Genomic DNA, 16665 nt, shown 5'->3' with positions numbered 1-16665 from the left:
GAGCCATGGCACGACGACGCGCACTGATCACCGGCCTTTCGGGCTTCACGGGCCGCCACATGGCGGTGGAACTGACCGAAGCGGGCTATGACGTCTGGGGCACGACGACTTCGCCCGACGGCGACGTGCCCGATGCGGTCGCCGTTCCCGTCGATCTGCTCGACGCGGATGCGCTCGCGTCCTTCGTGACCGATGCCCGCCCCGATGTCGTCGTGCATCTCGCGGGCGCGGCGCACGTCACGGGCAATCCGCCGGATCGCACGTATCTCGTGAATATCGTCGGCACGCGCAATCTGCTCGCGGCGCTGGCGACGCTCGACAAGAAACCGCGCGCGGTTCTGCTCGCCAGCACCGCGAACGTGTATGGCAACGCGTCGGTCGAGATCATCGACGAGAACGTCGCGATTCAGCCCGCGAACGACTATGCAGTCAGCAAGCTCGCAATGGAGCACGCGGCGCGGCTATGGCTCGATCGTTTGCCGCTGATCTTCGTGCGGCCGTTCAACTACACGGGCGTGGGACAAAGCGAAGACTACGTGCTGCCGAAGATCGCCGGGCATCATGCGCGGCGAGAAGCGCGCATATCGCTCGGCAACCTTGCTGTGAGCCGCGACTTCTCCGATGTGCGCGATGTCGTCGCCGTCTATGCGCGCTTGCTGGAGGCCGCGCCGGTCGGCGAGACGTTCAACATCTGCTCGGGCCACGGTCATTCGCTTGGCGACGCGCTGCGCATGCTCGCGCACATCGCCGGATATGAGATCGATGTGTTCGTCGATCCGAAGTTCATGCGGCGCAATGAGATTGCGCGGCTGGTCGGGTCCAATGGCAAGCTGCGGCGTGTGATCGGCAATGTACCGCATACGCCGCTTGCCGATACGCTCGCGTGGATGCACGAAGCTATGCGCTCGCGTTGAGGTATTCGCGCGACGAACAACGCCGCGCGAATACCGCATCGACTCGTCTCAGTGCACCGGCCCGACCTGAATGGCTTCCTCATAAACCGCCGCGACGCGCTTCGCAATGACCGAGCGATCGAAGTTCTCCCACGCATAGCGTCTGCACGCGGCTTCATCCGGCAAGTCGAGCGTGCCATCGAATGCGGCGGTCAGGCCGTTCGCGATGGCATCCGCGCCCGTCGATTCAAGCACCAGATCTTCCGATAACCCGCGCACCGCTTCGGGTAATCCGCCGACCGGCGTCACGAGCACCGGCGTACCCGACGCGAGCGATTCCACGGTGATAAGGCCAAAGCCTTCGAGCGCCACGGTCGGCACGATGCTCACATCCGCCGCGCGATAAAGAGATGCAAGCTGTTCATCGGGAACGAAGCCGAGCAGACGCACGTTGTCGTCGAGACCGGCGGCGTCGATACGCGCCTGCAGCTCTTCGGCAATACGTCCCTTTCCCGCGATCAGCAACAACACATCCGGCACCTTCTGCTTGACGCGCTTGATCGCATCGATGAGCGACTCCAGCCCCATGCGCCGCACGAGCCTGCGAACCGCGAGCACGATCGGACGCCCGGCCGGCAATTGCAGACGCCGGCGCGCTTCGGTGCGCGTCATGTTGACATCGAACTGCGCGACATCGACGCAACCCGGCACCACGCGAATACGTTCTTCCGGCACGCCATAACGCGCATGCAGGATCTGCCCGAACGCCTCCGACAAGACGATCAGACGCGCCGAGCGCGCATACACGCGCCGCTCCAGCATGAACTTCGCGCGCTGGCCGAGCGAATCCGCGCCTTCCACATGACTCTCGTCGGCCCACGGCCCCTGAAAATGCGAGACCTGCGCGATGCCGCGCGTCACATCGAGACCGGGAAACGTATAGAGCGCGAAATGCGACGACACGACGTCGGGCCGTTCGGCACGCAGCGTGTCGCGCAATGCACTGCGCGCGTTCATCAGACGACGCGGCAGCGAATGCGCCGCAGGGCCGAAGCCGCGAATCGCGCCGCCGGTGTCCGCCGCCACTTGCGGCGAGCCCGCGACCACCCCGCGCACTTCCACGCCCGCATCCGGCAGCGCGCCGACCAGCGTGTAATACATGCGGTCGAGGCCGCCCGCGCGCTCGGGAAACCAGTGCATTCCGATTTGCAGCGACTTGATGGATGGCGTGCTCATAGGCGTGTGTCCTGATGGTAGTTTTGTTCAGCGCTTCATGCGCGGGATTGCGCCGCAGCCGTATTCAAAGGCGCAGCAGAGCCGTTACGCTCGCGCTTCGCGAAGCTGCGATAGAGGTCGAGATAGCGCCGCGCCATGCGCGCCCAATTGAAGTTCGAAGCAAGCTCGCGCGCCGCCTCGCCCATGCGCGCACGACGCGCAGGCGACGCCGCCAGTTCACCGATCGCATGCGCGAGCGCGCTTGCGTCGTCGGGATCTTCGAGCACGATGCCGCATTCCTCGCCGATGATCTCCGCGCCACCCGCCGTACGCGCCGTGATGACAGGCAAGCCAGCCGCGAGCGCTTCGAGCAGCGAGAGGCTCATCGCTTCATAGCGCGAAGGAAACACGAAGGCGTCGACGGAATGCATGAGTGTCGGCATGTCCTTCACGAGCCCCAGAAAATGCACGCGATCCGCGATGCCGAGCGCGCGCGCCTGATCCGGATAAGGACTGCCGGGCAGATAACCCGCCACGACGAGCTGAACGTTCGCAGGCAAGGACACGAGCGCTTTCAGCACGGTCTGCAGGTTCTTGCGCGGCGTGCGCAGGTCGCCGACGAAAAGCAGAAGACACGCATCGTCGCGCAGGCCGAATTGCGCCCGATTCGTAGTCGCCGTGCTGAAGGCTTTCGTATCGACGCCGTTATAGACGACTTCGACGCGCGCTCTTTCGATTCCGCCCGCGCGAATCTCCTCCGCCACTTTCTCCGACACCGCCGCCACCACGCGCGAACGACGATACGCCCAGCCTTCGAGCCACGCGTTGCTGCGGCTATAGATGACCTGATACGCGGACCACGCGCCGCCCGTCACGCGGAACGGGTAGTAGGGACTTTTCAGCCAGCCGCCATGCACGAAATGCGCGGTGTTCACATCGGCGCACGACCAGGTGATGAAGCCATTCACGTGCAGCACGTCATATTCATCGTGATGCGTGCGCAGCCAAAGCGCGCTCTTCATCGCGAAGACCTGCTGCTTGACGAGGCGCGTCGGCCACGCACGCGACGCGCTCACGCGCACCCAGCGCAGACGTTCATGCTCCAGCAACTCGGGCGCGACCTGCGACGCGACGAGAATCACCTCGTGCCCCTCGGCGAGCGCCGCGCGCGCGATCTCATGGTTGACGCGGCCTTGTCCGTCGTTATGTCGCACGACGTGCGTGACGATCGCGATTCTCATTGGTTTGCCCTTGAGTGAGAGAGAAGAATGCAGTGCGGCGACGAACAAGCTTCGCGTGATGGCGCGCGGCGATGATCGAGCACAGCCCCGTGAACAGCAGCGAACCGCCGGTGCCCACAAAAGTATTCGCGAACACGAGAATGCCGATCATCGAGAAGGAGAGGCTCACGGCGGCCTGCGCGAACTTGTCGTCGCGCAGCGAGAACGACGCGCGCAGCGCGCGCACCAGCAACAACGCGACGCCCGCCATGTACAGGAGGCCGCCCGGCCAGCCGAGCACGAACGGCACGTTCATCACGCCGCTGTCGAAGCTGCCGTATTTGCCGAGATCGCCGTTCGCGCTCGCGAGCTTGGTGGACGTGCCCGTCGCGCCGAAGCCCTCGCCGGTGACATCGGTGAAGGCCGTCACCATGAAGTTCGCGTAGAACTCGTTGCGCGCCGCGTAGCTGTTGTCGTCGCTCAGGTTGGTCATGGTTTGCAGGCGCGTGCCGAGACGATCCGCGATCGGACCGATGGTCATCAACGGCACCGACAGCGTGACCAGCACGATCGCGCCGAGCAGTATGCGCAGGCGCACACGATTGCTCGCCTTGATGAGCTGCAGCACCATCGAGATGATCCAGCCGCCCCATGCCGAGCGCACCAGCGACAGCCCGAACGACACGAAGCCCAGACCGCCCGCGAGCCACTTCGCGCGCTGCGTGCCGGCCATCACGAAGGTGAGTCCGGCCATCGCGACTAGCGCGAACGGGCCGGACGAATTCATCGTGCTGAATACTCGCACGCCGAGCGGCACCGGCTCGCCTTGCGAGGCCATCTGTGAGCCGATCATCCAGAGCGAATCCCACGGCGGCATGATGAAGAACTGCACGATGCCGTACGCGCCCATCACGAGCAGGCCGTAAATGAAGGTATCGAGCAGCACCTTGCGATACTTCGGATACTCATGGGCGTTCACCATGATGTGAAAGCCGATCAGCACCGGATACAGCCAGTTCGCGAGATCGTAGGTCGCGGCCATCGGTCCGCTCGACGCGACGCCGATCAGATATGCATAGGCGATGCCGAGCAGCATCAGAAGCACGGGCAGCCCGCGCCGTTGCGCGAGCACGCGATACTGACGCAACAGCGTGATGCCGCTGATCATCGTCACGACGAGCGGCGCGATCTGGATCAGGCTCGTCGGCGTGAACGAGCCCTTGCCCCAGTCCGCGAGACGGCGCACTTCCGGGCTCAGAAACCAGATCCACCACATGAAGCCGATGTAGCGCGCCGGGCTCTTGAAATACAGCCACAAGGCCGCGAGCGTCGACATGAGCGGGAACGCGAGCGTGAGCACCGTGCCCTGGCGCGCGAGCACGAGCAGCGCCGTCAGCCCCCAGACGACCGCCTGCGCGGTCCACTCGGGAGGGCCTTTGCGCGCAGCCTTCATCGTGCCGATGCGGGCAGCGAGATCGCGTGGCGCGCGCGGCAGGGACGATGCGTTCATTGCGTGAGCTCGTGCGATGCGAACACGGCGGGCTCGCTCGCGCTTTGATTGACGCCCTGCGCACGCCCGAGCGCCTCGCGCGTGAGGCGCACGTGTTGCAGCGCGAATTCGCGTGTCGTGTAATCGCGCGCGATGAAATGCCTGAGCGCGGCCTGCGCCCGTGCGAGCGCAAGCGATGGGTTCGCGCGCAATTCGTCTACCGCGCGTTTGAGCGCCGCGCGATCGTGCGCGGGCACATATGAAACGTGCCCCGTGCCGAAGTAGTCGCGCAAGCCGCCCACATCCGTGACGATCACGGGCTTGCCCAGCGCCACCGATTCCAGCAGCACCGTCAGGCCCGATGCGTGCGTGTTCGCGCGCAGTGGCACGACGATCACATCGGCCCAGTCGTAAAGTTTGCGCGCCGCGTTCAGGCCGATGGCCGGCGCGATCTCCACATTCGACGCACGCAACGAAGGACTCACGCACCGCCGCGTCGCGATCCGCACGTGGTAGCGCTCATCGTCGCGAAACGCGGAAGCGAGCGTCGTCCAGTCGCGATCGCGATCGTTGCCGATCGCACCGACGCGCAACGGCGCGTGCGGCGTCCACGCGCGCGGCTCCCTGAGCGCGAAGTCCCGCGTGTTGAGGCCATAGAAAACTTGTGTCGCATCGCGGCCGAAATACTCGCGCACCAGCGCCGCGTTGACGCTCGAATGCGTCGTGAGAATATCCGCGCGCGCGATCAGCTTGCGATACGCCCAGCGCCGCAACGCGCCATATTCAGGCCACTTGTCGAGCAGCCAGATCGATTGCGCGAGAAGGAGCGGCTTGTTTCGCGTGCGCCCCTTGAGCAGCAGAAGCAGCGCGGCGGAAAGATATTCCTGCTCGGTATGCGTCCACACCGCGTCGCAGGAAAGGAGCGCATCGCGATTGCGCCACGTATGAATGAAGTCGAAACCGAGCGCCGTTTTCAGCGCGCGCCGCATCAGGCGCATCGGGCGGCTTTCCGCTTTATCGCGCGAATACGAAAGCGCGAACTCCGACGACTCCGCATGATGATAGCCATACAGACAGCCGATGTCGTCGCCCTTGCGATAGCTCCGCGGGTCCGCGCCGTAAAAGAGATGGACATGCACGTGCGTCATAGCGTCCTCGCGGCGGGAAGCGTCTGCGTCGATGTTTCGTTCGCGCGGCGCGCCTGCCATGCGCCACGGCGCACCGCGCGCCAGCGTTCCCATGCGTGCGCCACGCCGCCGCGCATCGCGAGCAGCGCATGCAGCACGCCGGGATAGACACGCGTGCCGATCAACGCATGCCAGAGCCACGCGATCTCGCGATCGAACGATTCCAGCTCTTCGCTCAGAATCAGATGGAAGTTGTACGCGGCGTCCGTCAACGCGCCGAGCGTCTGCGCGTCGCGGCGATCATCGTCGAAACGCTCGGCGGGGAAATGATCGACCGCGATCAGCGGATCGTAGATCACGGTCCAGCCCGCGCGCCGCACGCTCATGCTGAACGCCATGTCGTTGTGGACCTGCGCGCCCGCGCCTCGCAGACGCGTATCGAAACGCAACGACGCGATCGCCGCGCGCCGGTAGCTCATGTTCGCGCCCTTCAGCATGCGCACGGCGCGCGCCGGACCCACGCCGAGATGATGATTGCCGACCACGCGCCCGCTCTTGCGAATCACGCCGATCTCATGGCGCGAGCCGTCGAGCACGCGGCCCTTCTCGTGCACCCAGTCACGTCCGCCGATCGCGCCCAGGCGATCGTTGGCTTCGAACGCATGCGCGATGCGCTCGATCCAGTCGGGGCGCGGCGCGGCGTCGTCGTCGGTGATCGCGATGATGTCGCCCGCCGCCGACTCCAGGCCGCGATTGAGCGCGGCGACCTGACCGCCCGCGCCCGTATCGATCACGCGCAGCACGAAGCCGTTCGCGCTCTTCAGTTCGATGGCAAGACGGCGCGCTGTCGCATCGTCCTCGGGACGCGCGATCACCAGCACTTCGTCGGGACAGCGCGTCTGCACGCGCAGCGCCGCAAGGCAGCGCTTCAGATCCGCCGGCCTTCGATACGTCGGCACCACCACGGAGACTTTCATCGTCATCGCTCGCTCTCTTTTATCGTGTGATCAGCTACCCACGTATTCCTCGACCGCCGCGTATTGCGCGCGCCCATAACCGCGCGCGCGTTGCGGCGTGCCGTTGAGGATCGCGCCCAGTACCGCAATGCCCGCCGTGCGCAGGCGGCGCGATGCCTCGGTGATTTCCGCCTCGTTGTGCGCGCCCGAGCGCAGCACGAGGAAGTTCGTGCCCGCGAGCTTGCCGACGATCAGCGCGTCGGTCACGGCGAGCACGGGCGGCGTGTCGATGAGAATCACGTCGTAGCTCCGGCCGAGCGCATCGAAATACTGCTGAAGGCGCGGTGACATCAACAGCTCCGACGGATTCTCGGGACGCTTGCCCGCCGCGATGAAATCGAGCGAGGGAACGCGCGTCGTGCGGATCGCTTCTTCGAGGCTCACGCTTCCCGCGAGCAGTTCCGCGAGACCCGGCGCCCGCTTGCCGTCGAACGAACGCTCGAGCTTGCCGCGGCGCATGTCGCCGTCGATCAGCAGAACCTTCTTGCCCGTCGCCGCGAGCAGCACGGCAAGGTTCAGGCTAAGAAAGCTCTTGCCCACGCCCGATGCCGGCCCCGTCATCATCACCACGCGGTTGCGCGCTTCCATCAGCGAGAACTGGATCGACGTGCGCAGGCTGCGCATGATCTCGACGCACATGTCGTTGGGGCGCATCGTCACGAGAATAGGGGCTTCGTGAACGGGCTCGCGGCGGCGCTTCGCGTCGGTATCGAACTTGGTCTGCTCGACGCTCTGTGGCACGAGACCGAAGATCGGCAAGGCCGAGACGCGCTCCAGACGCTCCGGATCGTCGATGCCCTTGAAGATCGCGCGGCGCGCGAACACGAAGCCGGTGCCGAGAATCAGGCCGAGAATCACCGCCGCCGACATGATGAGCACCTTCTTGGGCTTCACCGGATCGCCGGGGCGCAACGCGGCATCGACGATATGCACGTTCCCGCCCGTGCCCGCGCGCTGCACTGATAGCTCCTGCACGCGATTGAGCAGCAGCACGTAGATGTCTTCGGCCACCTTGGCGTCGCGCTGCAACGCGACCGCCTTCACTTCCGATTGCGGCAGATCGCGAAAGCGCGATGCATAGCGTTCGCGCTGCGCTTCGAGTTGCGCGAGTTGCTGACGCGCCGTGGCGAGCGACGGATGCAGATCGCCGTAGCGCTGCTCCAGCGTCGAAATCTGCAGGCGCAGCGAGGAAATCTGCGCCTCGTAGTTGATGCTGCCTTCGAGATAGACCTTCGCTTCGTCGCTCGCGTTGATCACGCCCGCCTCGCGCTGATACTCGGTGAGCGCGGCTTCCGCGTGTTGCAGATCGGCCTTGAGGCGCGGCTCCTCGGTCTTCAGGAATTCGAGCATCTTGCTGGCGTCGGCCTGCTTGGTCTCGACATGCTGACGCACATACGACTGAGCCAGCGCATTCGCGATTTCCGCCGCGTGCTCGGGATTCGGATTCTCCAGCGAGATTTGAATGACGCCCGTCTGCTTGCCCTGCTCCGTCACCGTGATGCGCGACTGGAAGCTCGCGATAGCCGAAAGGTCGTTCGCGCGCGTCACCTTGAAGCGCGTGCCGGGGCGCGCGACGAGTTTCGACACGAGCAGATTCACGCCATTGCCGCTCGCCGATTCGCCTGCCTTGCCCTGCAAGAGCACGCGCCCTTGCTTGTCCGCCAGCGTGTAGCGCGAGTCGCCGAGCGCCGTCAGTGTCAGGCCCTGGCCTTCCCATTGCGGCTCGACTTCCATGGAATCGACCTCCGCGATCTCGCCGCCCCACGCATACGAGCTCATGCCGAACCACGGCTTCGCGGGCACGCCCGGCGTCGCGAAACGCGCGGCGATGCTGCCGAGCAGCGGCATCGTCACCGGGGCAACGGAGAAGTTGAGCTTGCATTGCGCGACCACGGGCGCAACCACGCCGCGGCTCTTGATGATCTCGATCTCCGCGTCGGTCGGCAGCGCGCTCGAACCGGCGTTGATGGTCTGGCCGGTTTGCGTCTGCGTGAGCGCCTGCGACGTGTTGTCGTTGGTCTCGACGCGCACGTGCGCGTCGGCGGAATACACCGGCTTCGCGATCGCGCAATACACGGCGGCGGACAGAATCACGAACGCCGCGACGCCGATGAGCCACCAGATGTCGTCGAGCACCGCCTGGATGAGATTGCCGAGGACGACGTCCTCTTCGTCCGGCTTCGGCAAATAGGGATGATCTTGCATGTTCACGATACGGCTCCCCTCAGCGCGTCAGCTGCTTCATGTAGAAAAGCGTCTGCAAGGTCGGCAACACCTGATTGACCAGACGGTTGAACTGCACCGCGCCCGCCGTACCCACATAGACCACATCCTGCGGATGCAGCTGGAACTGCGTGGACAGCAGCAGCGAATCGGGTTGCGACATGTCGAGCCGATAGATGTCGGGCCGCGCCGGATTGCTGCGCGCGCCGCGCACGACATAGATCTGCCGCACGTTGGCATCGGTGTCGAGCACGCCGCCGGCGAGCGTCAGCGCGTCCGCGATAGAGGCGCGGCCGCGCACCATGTTCACCGGCATCGGCACCTTCACTTCGCCCATCACGAAGATGCGGCTGTCGTAACGGTCCGGAATGTTGATAATGTCGCCCGCCTGGAGCATCACGTTCTGCGTGTCGTCGCCGCGATCGAGCACGGCGTTCGCATCGAGCACGTAAAGCTTGCCGTTGCGCGTCAGGCGCACGCGCTGCAGATCGGCTTCGGGCGTCGTGCCGCCGGAACGCACGATGGCGTCGACGAGCGTGAGCGGCACGTCGCTCATCGCGAGCGGGCCGGGGAGCTTCACTTCGCCCGTCATCGCAATCTTCTGGCTGCGATACGCGAGCACGCGCACGTCGAGCTGCGGATTCTTTATGTACGGCGCGAGCGCGGCCGCCATTTCGTCGCGGACCTCGCCCGTGGTCTTGCCCGCCACGCGCACCTTGCCGATGAACGGAAAGTAGATCGTGCCGTTCGGGGCCACGGTCTGGCCGTAGGGGTCGGCCTGACCCGGCAACGCCTGCGTATAGGGCTGCTGCAACACGCCCGCGATGGTCTGCGTGGTGTTGCCGCCGGTCGAAAGCGTGCTGCCTTGCGGCGTCGTCAGCTCGGGGTGATCCCACAGCGTCACGCCGAGAATGTCCTGCGGCGCGATGCGATAGACGTACTGCGCCGGATCGGCGAAACGCGCGGGCGGCAGCGGCTGCGCGGCTTCGGGCGTCGCCTGTTCCTGCGCGATGACACCCGCCGTGATGAGATGGACCGGATAGGTCGCGGTCGGCGTCGGGTCCTTGTCTTCGAGTCGGGAGGTATCGAGGTAATTGCCCGGCGCCGTGCTGCACGCGGACAGAAGCGCCGACATAAAGATCGCCGGCAAAAGAACACGGGAAGTCAGCATATTTTGTCGAGCCATCCGAGCACCAGCCGTTCGATAAGTCCAAAGCTCTCGCGATACGCGGCTTCATGGCCGCCATACGGGTCCGTCACTTCCGCGTCTTCCCACTTGCCCAGCAGATGCACCTTGCCGTGCGTGGTCGGCGCGAGGCGGCGGATCGCGTCGATCTGCTTGCGCTCGGGCACGAGGATCAGATCGGCGTCGCGCGCCATGCGCCGGTCCAGCCGACGCGAACGATGCCCCGACGAATCCAGTCCCTGCTCGGCGAGCAGGGACTGCATCGTCGGGTCGATGTCGTCGCCGTCCTGCGCATAGAGACCCGCCGAGCGGAATTCCATCGGCGTGGCTCCACGTTTCGCGAGATGCGCGCGAAACAGCATTTCCGCCGCCGGACTGCGGCAGATGTTCGCGTGGCAAACGATGAGAACAGTTCCGAACATGGGATCGCTTCAGGAAACGCTCGCCGCGATGTCCGCATCGACATGCCGCACGCCGCGCCCGATCGCGTGATACTCGATGCCCATTTCGCTCATGGTTTCCGGCTCGTAGAGATTGCGGCCGTCGAAGATCACGGGCGTCTTGAGGCGGCGCCTGATCGTGTCGAAGTCCGGGCTCTTGAAGACCTTCCATTCGGTGACGATGACGAGCGCATCCGCGCCATCGAGCGCGTCCTTGTGATTGGCCGCATACGAAAGACGCGCGCGCGCTTCCGGCTCGCCTTGCAGATCGATCGCGAACACGCGGCGCGCTTCATCGACGGCGACCGGGTCGTAGGCAACGATCTTCGCGCCGCGCGAGAGCAGCGCGGCGGCGAGCACGCGACTCGGCGCATCGCGCATATCGTCCGTGTTGGGCTTGAACGCCAGGCCCCACAGCGCGAACGTGCGGCCCGAAAGGTCGTCGCCGAAGCGCTCGACGATCTTGTGCGTCAGCTTGTCCTTCTGCGTTTCGTTCACGTCCGAGACCGCCTTGAGAATGCTCATCTCGTGGCCGAATTCGGAAGCCGTCTGGATCAGCGAGCGCACGTCCTTCGGAAAGCACGAGCCGCCATAACCGCAGCCCGCGTAGAGAAAGTCATGGCCGATGCGCGGGTCCGAGCCGATGCCGCGCCGCACCGCTTCGATATCCGCGCCCACGCGATCCGCGAAATTCGCGAGTTCGTTCATGAACGAAATGCGCGTTGCGAGCATCGCGTTGGCCGCGTATTTCGTGAACTCGGCCGATTGCACGTCCATGTAAAGCGTGCGTTCGTGATTGCGGTTGAACGGCGCGTAGAGGCGCTTCATGCGTTCGCGCGCGCGCTCGCCGGGCACGTCGTCGTCGCAGCCGATCACGATGCGGTCAGGCCGCGTGAAGTCCTCGATCGCCGCGCCTTCCTTCAGGAACTCGGGGTTCGACACGACCGAGAACATGTGGCTCGCGCCGCGCGCGTCCAGTTCGCGCTGAATTGTGTCCTTCACGCGGCGCGCGGTGCCGACCGGCACGGTGGACTTGTCGACGATGGTCCTAAAGCCGTTCATATAGCGGCCGATATCGCGCGCGGCCGCGAGCACATATTGCAGATCCGCCGAGCCGTCTTCATCGGAAGGCGTGCCCACTGCGATGAACAGCATCTCGCCATGCTCGATCGCCTCCGCCACGTTCGACGTGAAACCGAGCCGTCCTGCATCGCGATTGCGGTCGATCACCTCCTGCAGGCCCGGCTCGTGAATCGGAATGCCGCCGCCGTTGAGAATGGCGATCTTGCGTTCGTCGACATCGAGGCACACGACGTCGTTGCCGATATCCGCGAGGCATGCGCCCGTCACGAGTCCAACGTAGCCGCTGCCGATGATCGTCAGTTTCATGATCCAACTCCCGGTGTTGTTTGCCTGATTCGTTTAGTAAGCGTTTGCGCCCGCGAAGCCCTTCCACAGCGTCATTGCGACGATCTTCATGTCGAGACCGAAGGTCCAGTGCTGCATGTAGTAGAGATCGAGCTTCACGCGGCCCGACATCTTTTCGATGCGATCCGTCTCGCCGCGATAGCCATTGACCTGCGCCCAGCCCGTGATGCCCGGCTTGATGCGATAGCGGTGCATGTAGCCCTTCACGAGGTCCTTGTAGATGTCGTCGTGTTCGAGCGCATGCGGACGCGGGCCGACCACGGACATCTCGCCCTTGAGCACGTTGATGAATTGCGGCAGCTCGTCGAGGCTCGTACGGCGCAGGAACGCACCGACCTTCGTCACGCGCTTGTCGCCGCGGCGCGCCTGGGTGATCTGTCCGGCGACTTCGTGATGCACTTTCATCGAACGGAACTTGTAGATTTCGAACTCGTGTCCGTCGATGCCCTTGCGCTTCTGCCTGAAGAACACCGGCCCCGGCGACGAGAGCTTCACGAGCACGGCGATCACTGCGAGCAGCGGCGACATGCCGAGCAGCACGCAGGCGGCGAACACGCGATCGAACACGAGCTTGGGCAGCACCTTGATGTCCGTGATCGGCGACGCGGCGAGATTGATCGCGGGAACGCCCAGCAGATCGACGACCGCATGGCCGAAGAACGACAGGCTGCGCACATCGGGAATGAAGCGCACGTTGACGAAGTCGTCGCGGAACTCGGTCACGATGCGGTGCATCGTTTGCTCTTGCGAGATGGGCAAGGCGAGCCACAGTTCGCGGATCGCGCGCTCGCGCACCTGATTCACGAGCTGATCGAATTCGCGTTCGATAGGCACGTTGCCGAGCATGTCGCCTTCGAGCGCGGAACTCTTCACTTGAAGCTCGTCACCGAGATCGAACACGCAGACGGGGCTGAAACCGGCATCGGGACGACCGCGCATCTGCTCGATAAGAAACTGCGCATAAGGCGCCGAGCCGATGATCGCGACCGTCTTCTGATTGAAGCCTTCGCGGCGCAGGAGCTTGAGCGTGGTATGGATCAGCGCCTTCGAAACGATCAGCAGGCCGACCGTGCACGCGGCCCAGTACATGAGCCACAGCCGCGACAGCGAGTCCGCGCGATGAATGCTGAAGGTGAGCAGCACGCCCGCGCTCTCGACCAGCATCCACGCGGCCGTTGCGCGCAACAGCAGATCGTAGACAGGCTTGCCGCGCCACGACTGGTAAATACCGAACGACGGGAACGTCATGATCATCAGCACGCAGGAGAAGCCGAGCATGGTGCGTTCTACATCGTCGAGCCATACGAAAGCATTCGCATCGAGCGATGCGCCGAGTAACGCGCCGAATACCGCCATGGCTATGTCGACGACTCTCGATATCACGCTCAGCATCGAATTCACCTCGGAAGAAGAATGCAGGAGCAGTTCCGTTTCGCTCTCTGCGTAGCGGTATGGAATAGGAATAAATATGTCGCTGCAACCGCGAAAATATCTCTCCGCGCTCGGTCCGATTTTTTTCTTTTTTTATCTGGAGCGAGCAATGTCCACCGCGATTGCGCATGGCGTCGAGAAATAATTCTTTAGGCTCCAGCGCCGGTTCTCGGGAAATTTCGCTAAAAAATGAGCGCAATTTTTTAGCGATTTTTCTTTTATCGTCGCTTTTGCTCCGTGCTAAAAATTGCCGCGTCCGCTTATGCGTTTCTTGTGCCAGGAGCCCTTCATGAATGCATCAGACACCGCGCTTTCGAGCGCATCCACGAGCGATGCCGCGAGCCGCGTGCGCCTCGGCATCCAGCCGGTCATACTCGCGGGCGGCTCGGGCACGCGACTGTGGCCCATGTCGCGCGAGCACTTTCCCAAGCAACTGATCGGACTGGTCGGCGAGCAATCTTTATTGCAGGCGACGGTCAACCGGCTCGACGGTCTGTCCGGTGCGTCGCAAGAACAACGGCGCATCGCCGATGCGATCGTCGTGTGCAATGAGGAACATCGCTTCACCACCGCCGAGCAACTGCGGCAACATGGCCGGCGCGCGCGTCTCGTGCTCGAGCCCGTGCCGCGCAACACCGCGCCCGCGCTGACCGCCGCCGCCATGCACGCGCTGCGCGAAGGCGAAGACAGCGTGCTCGTGGTGATGCCCGCGGATCATGTGGTCGCGGACAAGGACGCGTTTCATCGCGCGATCGCCGCGGGCGCGCAATGCGCGGAGGAAGGCGCGATCGTCACGCTGAGCGTCGTGCCCTCGCACGCGGAGACGGGTTATGGCTACATCAAGACCGGCGCGGCCATGTTAGGGAGCGGCGCGTTCAGGCTCGAACGTTTCGTCGAAAAGCCCCATCTCGAACTGGCGCAGCAATATCTCGGCTCGGGCGAATACGGCTGGAACGCGGGCATTTTCATCGTGCGCGCATCGACGTGGATGGCGGCGATCGAGCACTACCAGCCCGCCATTCACGCGTCGTGTCTGCTCGCGTTCGAGCGCGGCATGGACGACGGCGAGTTCTTCCGGCTCGACCGCGATGCGTTTGCCTCGTCGCCTTCCGATTCGATCGACTACGCGGTCATGGAACATCTCGCAAGCGAGCGCGGCGAGGACAGGTTCGCGGGCGCGGTCGTGCCGCTGGATGCCGGCTGGTCCGATGTCGGCTCGTGGGACGCGATCTGGAACATCATGCCGAAGGACGATGCGTCGAACGTCGCACGCGGCCGCGTGATGTTCGAAGGCGCGACCTCAACCTATGCGCATTCGGAAGGACGGCTGATCGCGTGCGTGGGCACGGAGAATCTCATCGTCGTCGAGACGGTGGACGCGATTCTCGTCGCGGATAAATCACGCGCGCAGGACGTGAAGGCGATCGTCGGGCGCATCAAGTCGGAGCGTGGCAGCGAGGCGGCCGATCATCGCAAGGTGCATCGGCCGTGGGGACATTACGATTCGGTCGATCAGGGCGACCGCTTTCAGGTCAAGCGAATCGTCGTGAAACCGGGCGCGCGACTGTCCTTGCAGATGCATCATCATCGCGCGGAACACTGGATCGTCGTGCGCGGCACGGCGCTCGTCACGCGCGGCGCCGACACGTTCATTCTCGCGGAGAACGAATCGACATACATCCCGATAGGCGTGCAGCATAGGCTCGAAAATCCGGGGAAGATGCCGCTCGAGATCATCGAGGTGCAATCGGGCACGTATCTCGGCGAGGACGACATCGTGCGTTTCGAAGATACCTACGGACGCAGTTGAAGTAACGCGCGAAACATCGCCCTCACGGAGGCGATGTTTCGCGCAGCAGGCTTTCAGCCCTGCACGGCCGCGCGCTCATCCGACATGACTTCGCGCGCTGCCATTACCACTTCGCCACGCGTCGCCTGAGCGGCGATCCAGCGTTTCGCCCATTCGAGCGCATATGTGCGCGCATCCTCCGCAGACATGAAGCGCGGACCAATGAGACCCGAGCGCTCCACGCGCAGTCCGTCCTTCACGATTTCCGCCCAGCCGCGAAACGTGCCGCCCGAAACCGGACGCGCGATCGGATAGACGCTGTAGCCGCGCGCATCGATGACGGGCGCGCACGCGGGTTCAAAGGGCATTGGCGTTTCGTACGGACGCACCGGACGCGCGATGCGTGCGTGAATCTGCTCCGGCATCGGCGCGTTGGCCTGCACGACATCGCGCGCATCGGGCAGGCGGCGCGGCGCGCTTGCGGCGCGATTGAACGGCTGCGCGTCCGGCGCCTGCCACGATTCGGGGTTCTGCCAGAACACGCCGCGCAGGCGATCGCAATCATAGACAGGCGCCTGCGGCCGCGGCGCCGCTTCGACCACCGGCTGACGCGGCACATAGGCGAAAGAACGCCCGGCGGCCGCGAGCACCTTCACGATTTCGATGAGCGTGCCGTTCGCCTGCCACTCGACGAAACGACGGCGGCAGGTCGGCACCGTCGGATAGTGACTCGGCAATCTGGACCAGGTTTCCCCGGTCGTGAGAATCCACAACACGGCATTGACGATGGTTCGCGGATGGGCTCGCGGACGCCCGCGACGGTGCTCCCGCACCTCGCTTTCGCCAATTAGCACCGAGACCATCACCCACTCTTCATTGCTGAGTTCGCTAAAAAACATCGCTTTGCTCCAAGCGGTCGACTTCGCTGCGGATATCGGACGGCGCGCTGAAAAACGCACGCCAAGCCTGAAAAGCCAGGCTTCTTGTACACCCCATCCAAGGCTCTCGAGGTACGCGCAAACGTTTGCTCAAACAACAAAATGGTGCATCGGGCTGGTTCGGCGTCGCCATTGGTGCAGCAATCGATCCAAATCAGCGCACGACGCGTTGGTCTCGTTCGTGTATGAAGATATGTGCACGAAGCATACCATTGCTATGGTTTGCCCGAATATGACAAGAAGCGACATTTAGCGCGACGCTTAGCAGTT

At 64.1% G+C, this 16665-nt stretch carries 13 protein-coding genes; 2 read left to right on the top strand and 11 right to left on the bottom strand.

What is annotated here, in order from left to right:
* The first annotated feature begins 5 nt into the window (after positions 1–5).
* Positions 6–914 carry a GDP-mannose 4,6-dehydratase gene (locus tag AWB79_RS09025; protein ID WP_061167075.1) on the top strand — a complete coding sequence of 303 codons (909 nt, stop codon included), beginning with the start codon at positions 6–8 and terminating at the stop codon, positions 912–914.
* A gap of 48 nt (positions 915–962) precedes the next feature.
* Here AWB79_RS09025 and AWB79_RS09020 read toward each other — a convergent pair whose 3' ends face one another.
* Genes AWB79_RS09020 through AWB79_RS08975 form a run of 10 tightly spaced genes read right to left on the bottom strand, consistent with a single transcriptional unit; the run spans position 963 to position 13629 of the window.
* Positions 963–2129, bottom strand: a complete 1167-nt coding sequence (locus tag AWB79_RS09020; protein ID WP_061167074.1) for a glycosyltransferase family 4 protein — start codon at positions 2127–2129, stop codon at positions 963–965.
* 35 nt (positions 2130–2164) lie between these two features.
* The gene (locus tag AWB79_RS09015) at positions 2165–3349 is read right to left on the bottom strand and encodes a glycosyltransferase family 4 protein (RefSeq protein ID WP_061167073.1); all 1185 of its coding nucleotides are present in this window, start codon (positions 3347–3349) and stop codon (positions 2165–2167) included.
* Positions 3312–4838 carry a glucose-6-phosphate isomerase gene (locus AWB79_RS09010; protein WP_061167072.1) on the bottom strand — a complete coding sequence of 509 codons (1527 nt, stop codon included), beginning with the start codon at positions 4836–4838 and terminating at the stop codon, positions 3312–3314. The genes AWB79_RS09015 and AWB79_RS09010 overlap by 38 nt, the downstream gene beginning before the upstream one ends.
* The gene (locus AWB79_RS09005; protein WP_061167071.1) at positions 4835–5965 is read right to left on the bottom strand and encodes a glycosyltransferase; all 1131 of its coding nucleotides are present in this window, start codon (positions 5963–5965) and stop codon (positions 4835–4837) included. The genes AWB79_RS09010 and AWB79_RS09005 overlap by 4 nt, the downstream gene beginning before the upstream one ends.
* Positions 5962–6921 carry a glycosyltransferase family 2 protein gene (locus AWB79_RS09000; RefSeq protein WP_061167341.1) on the bottom strand — a complete coding sequence of 320 codons (960 nt, stop codon included), beginning with the start codon at positions 6919–6921 and terminating at the stop codon, positions 5962–5964. The genes AWB79_RS09005 and AWB79_RS09000 overlap by 4 nt, the downstream gene beginning before the upstream one ends.
* Before the next feature lie 30 nt (positions 6922–6951).
* On the bottom strand, positions 6952–9174 hold the full coding sequence (locus tag AWB79_RS08995) for a polysaccharide biosynthesis tyrosine autokinase (RefSeq protein ID WP_061167070.1): 2223 nt from the start codon (positions 9172–9174) through the stop codon (positions 6952–6954).
* 10 nt (positions 9175–9184) lie between these two features.
* Positions 9185–10354: a polysaccharide biosynthesis/export family protein gene (locus tag AWB79_RS08990; RefSeq protein WP_061167069.1), complete on the bottom strand. Its 1170-nt coding sequence runs from the start codon at positions 10352–10354 to the stop codon at positions 9185–9187.
* A complete protein-coding gene (locus tag AWB79_RS08985; protein WP_061167068.1) occupies positions 10348–10791 on the bottom strand; it encodes a low molecular weight protein-tyrosine-phosphatase in 444 nt (147 codons plus the stop codon). The genes AWB79_RS08990 and AWB79_RS08985 overlap by 7 nt, the downstream gene beginning before the upstream one ends.
* Positions 10792–10800: 9 nt before the next feature.
* Positions 10801–12198, bottom strand: coding sequence for a UDP-glucose dehydrogenase family protein (locus AWB79_RS08980; RefSeq protein ID WP_061167067.1), 1398 nt, complete (start codon positions 12196–12198; stop codon positions 10801–10803).
* Positions 12199–12231: 33 nt separating this feature from the next.
* Positions 12232–13629: an undecaprenyl-phosphate glucose phosphotransferase gene (locus AWB79_RS08975; RefSeq protein WP_061167066.1), complete on the bottom strand. Its 1398-nt coding sequence runs from the start codon at positions 13627–13629 to the stop codon at positions 12232–12234.
* Positions 13630–13957: 328 nt separating this feature from the next.
* Here AWB79_RS08975 and AWB79_RS08970 point away from each other — a divergent pair, with 328 nt between their 5' ends.
* Positions 13958–15478: a mannose-1-phosphate guanylyltransferase/mannose-6-phosphate isomerase gene (locus tag AWB79_RS08970; RefSeq protein ID WP_061167340.1), complete on the top strand. Its 1521-nt coding sequence runs from the start codon at positions 13958–13960 to the stop codon at positions 15476–15478.
* A 53-nt stretch (positions 15479–15531) separates the two neighbouring features.
* Here the strand turns inward: AWB79_RS08970 and AWB79_RS08965 are convergent, their stop codons facing one another.
* Positions 15532–16356, bottom strand: a complete 825-nt coding sequence (locus AWB79_RS08965; protein ID WP_061167065.1) for a DUF6566 family protein — start codon at positions 16354–16356, stop codon at positions 15532–15534.
* Positions 16357–16665: the final 309 nt, after the last annotated feature.

This window comes from Caballeronia hypogeia (assembly GCF_001544875.2).
Lineage (GTDB): Bacteria > Pseudomonadota > Gammaproteobacteria > Burkholderiales > Burkholderiaceae > Caballeronia > Caballeronia hypogeia.
This window is presented reverse-complemented; position numbering and strand designations above follow the sequence as displayed.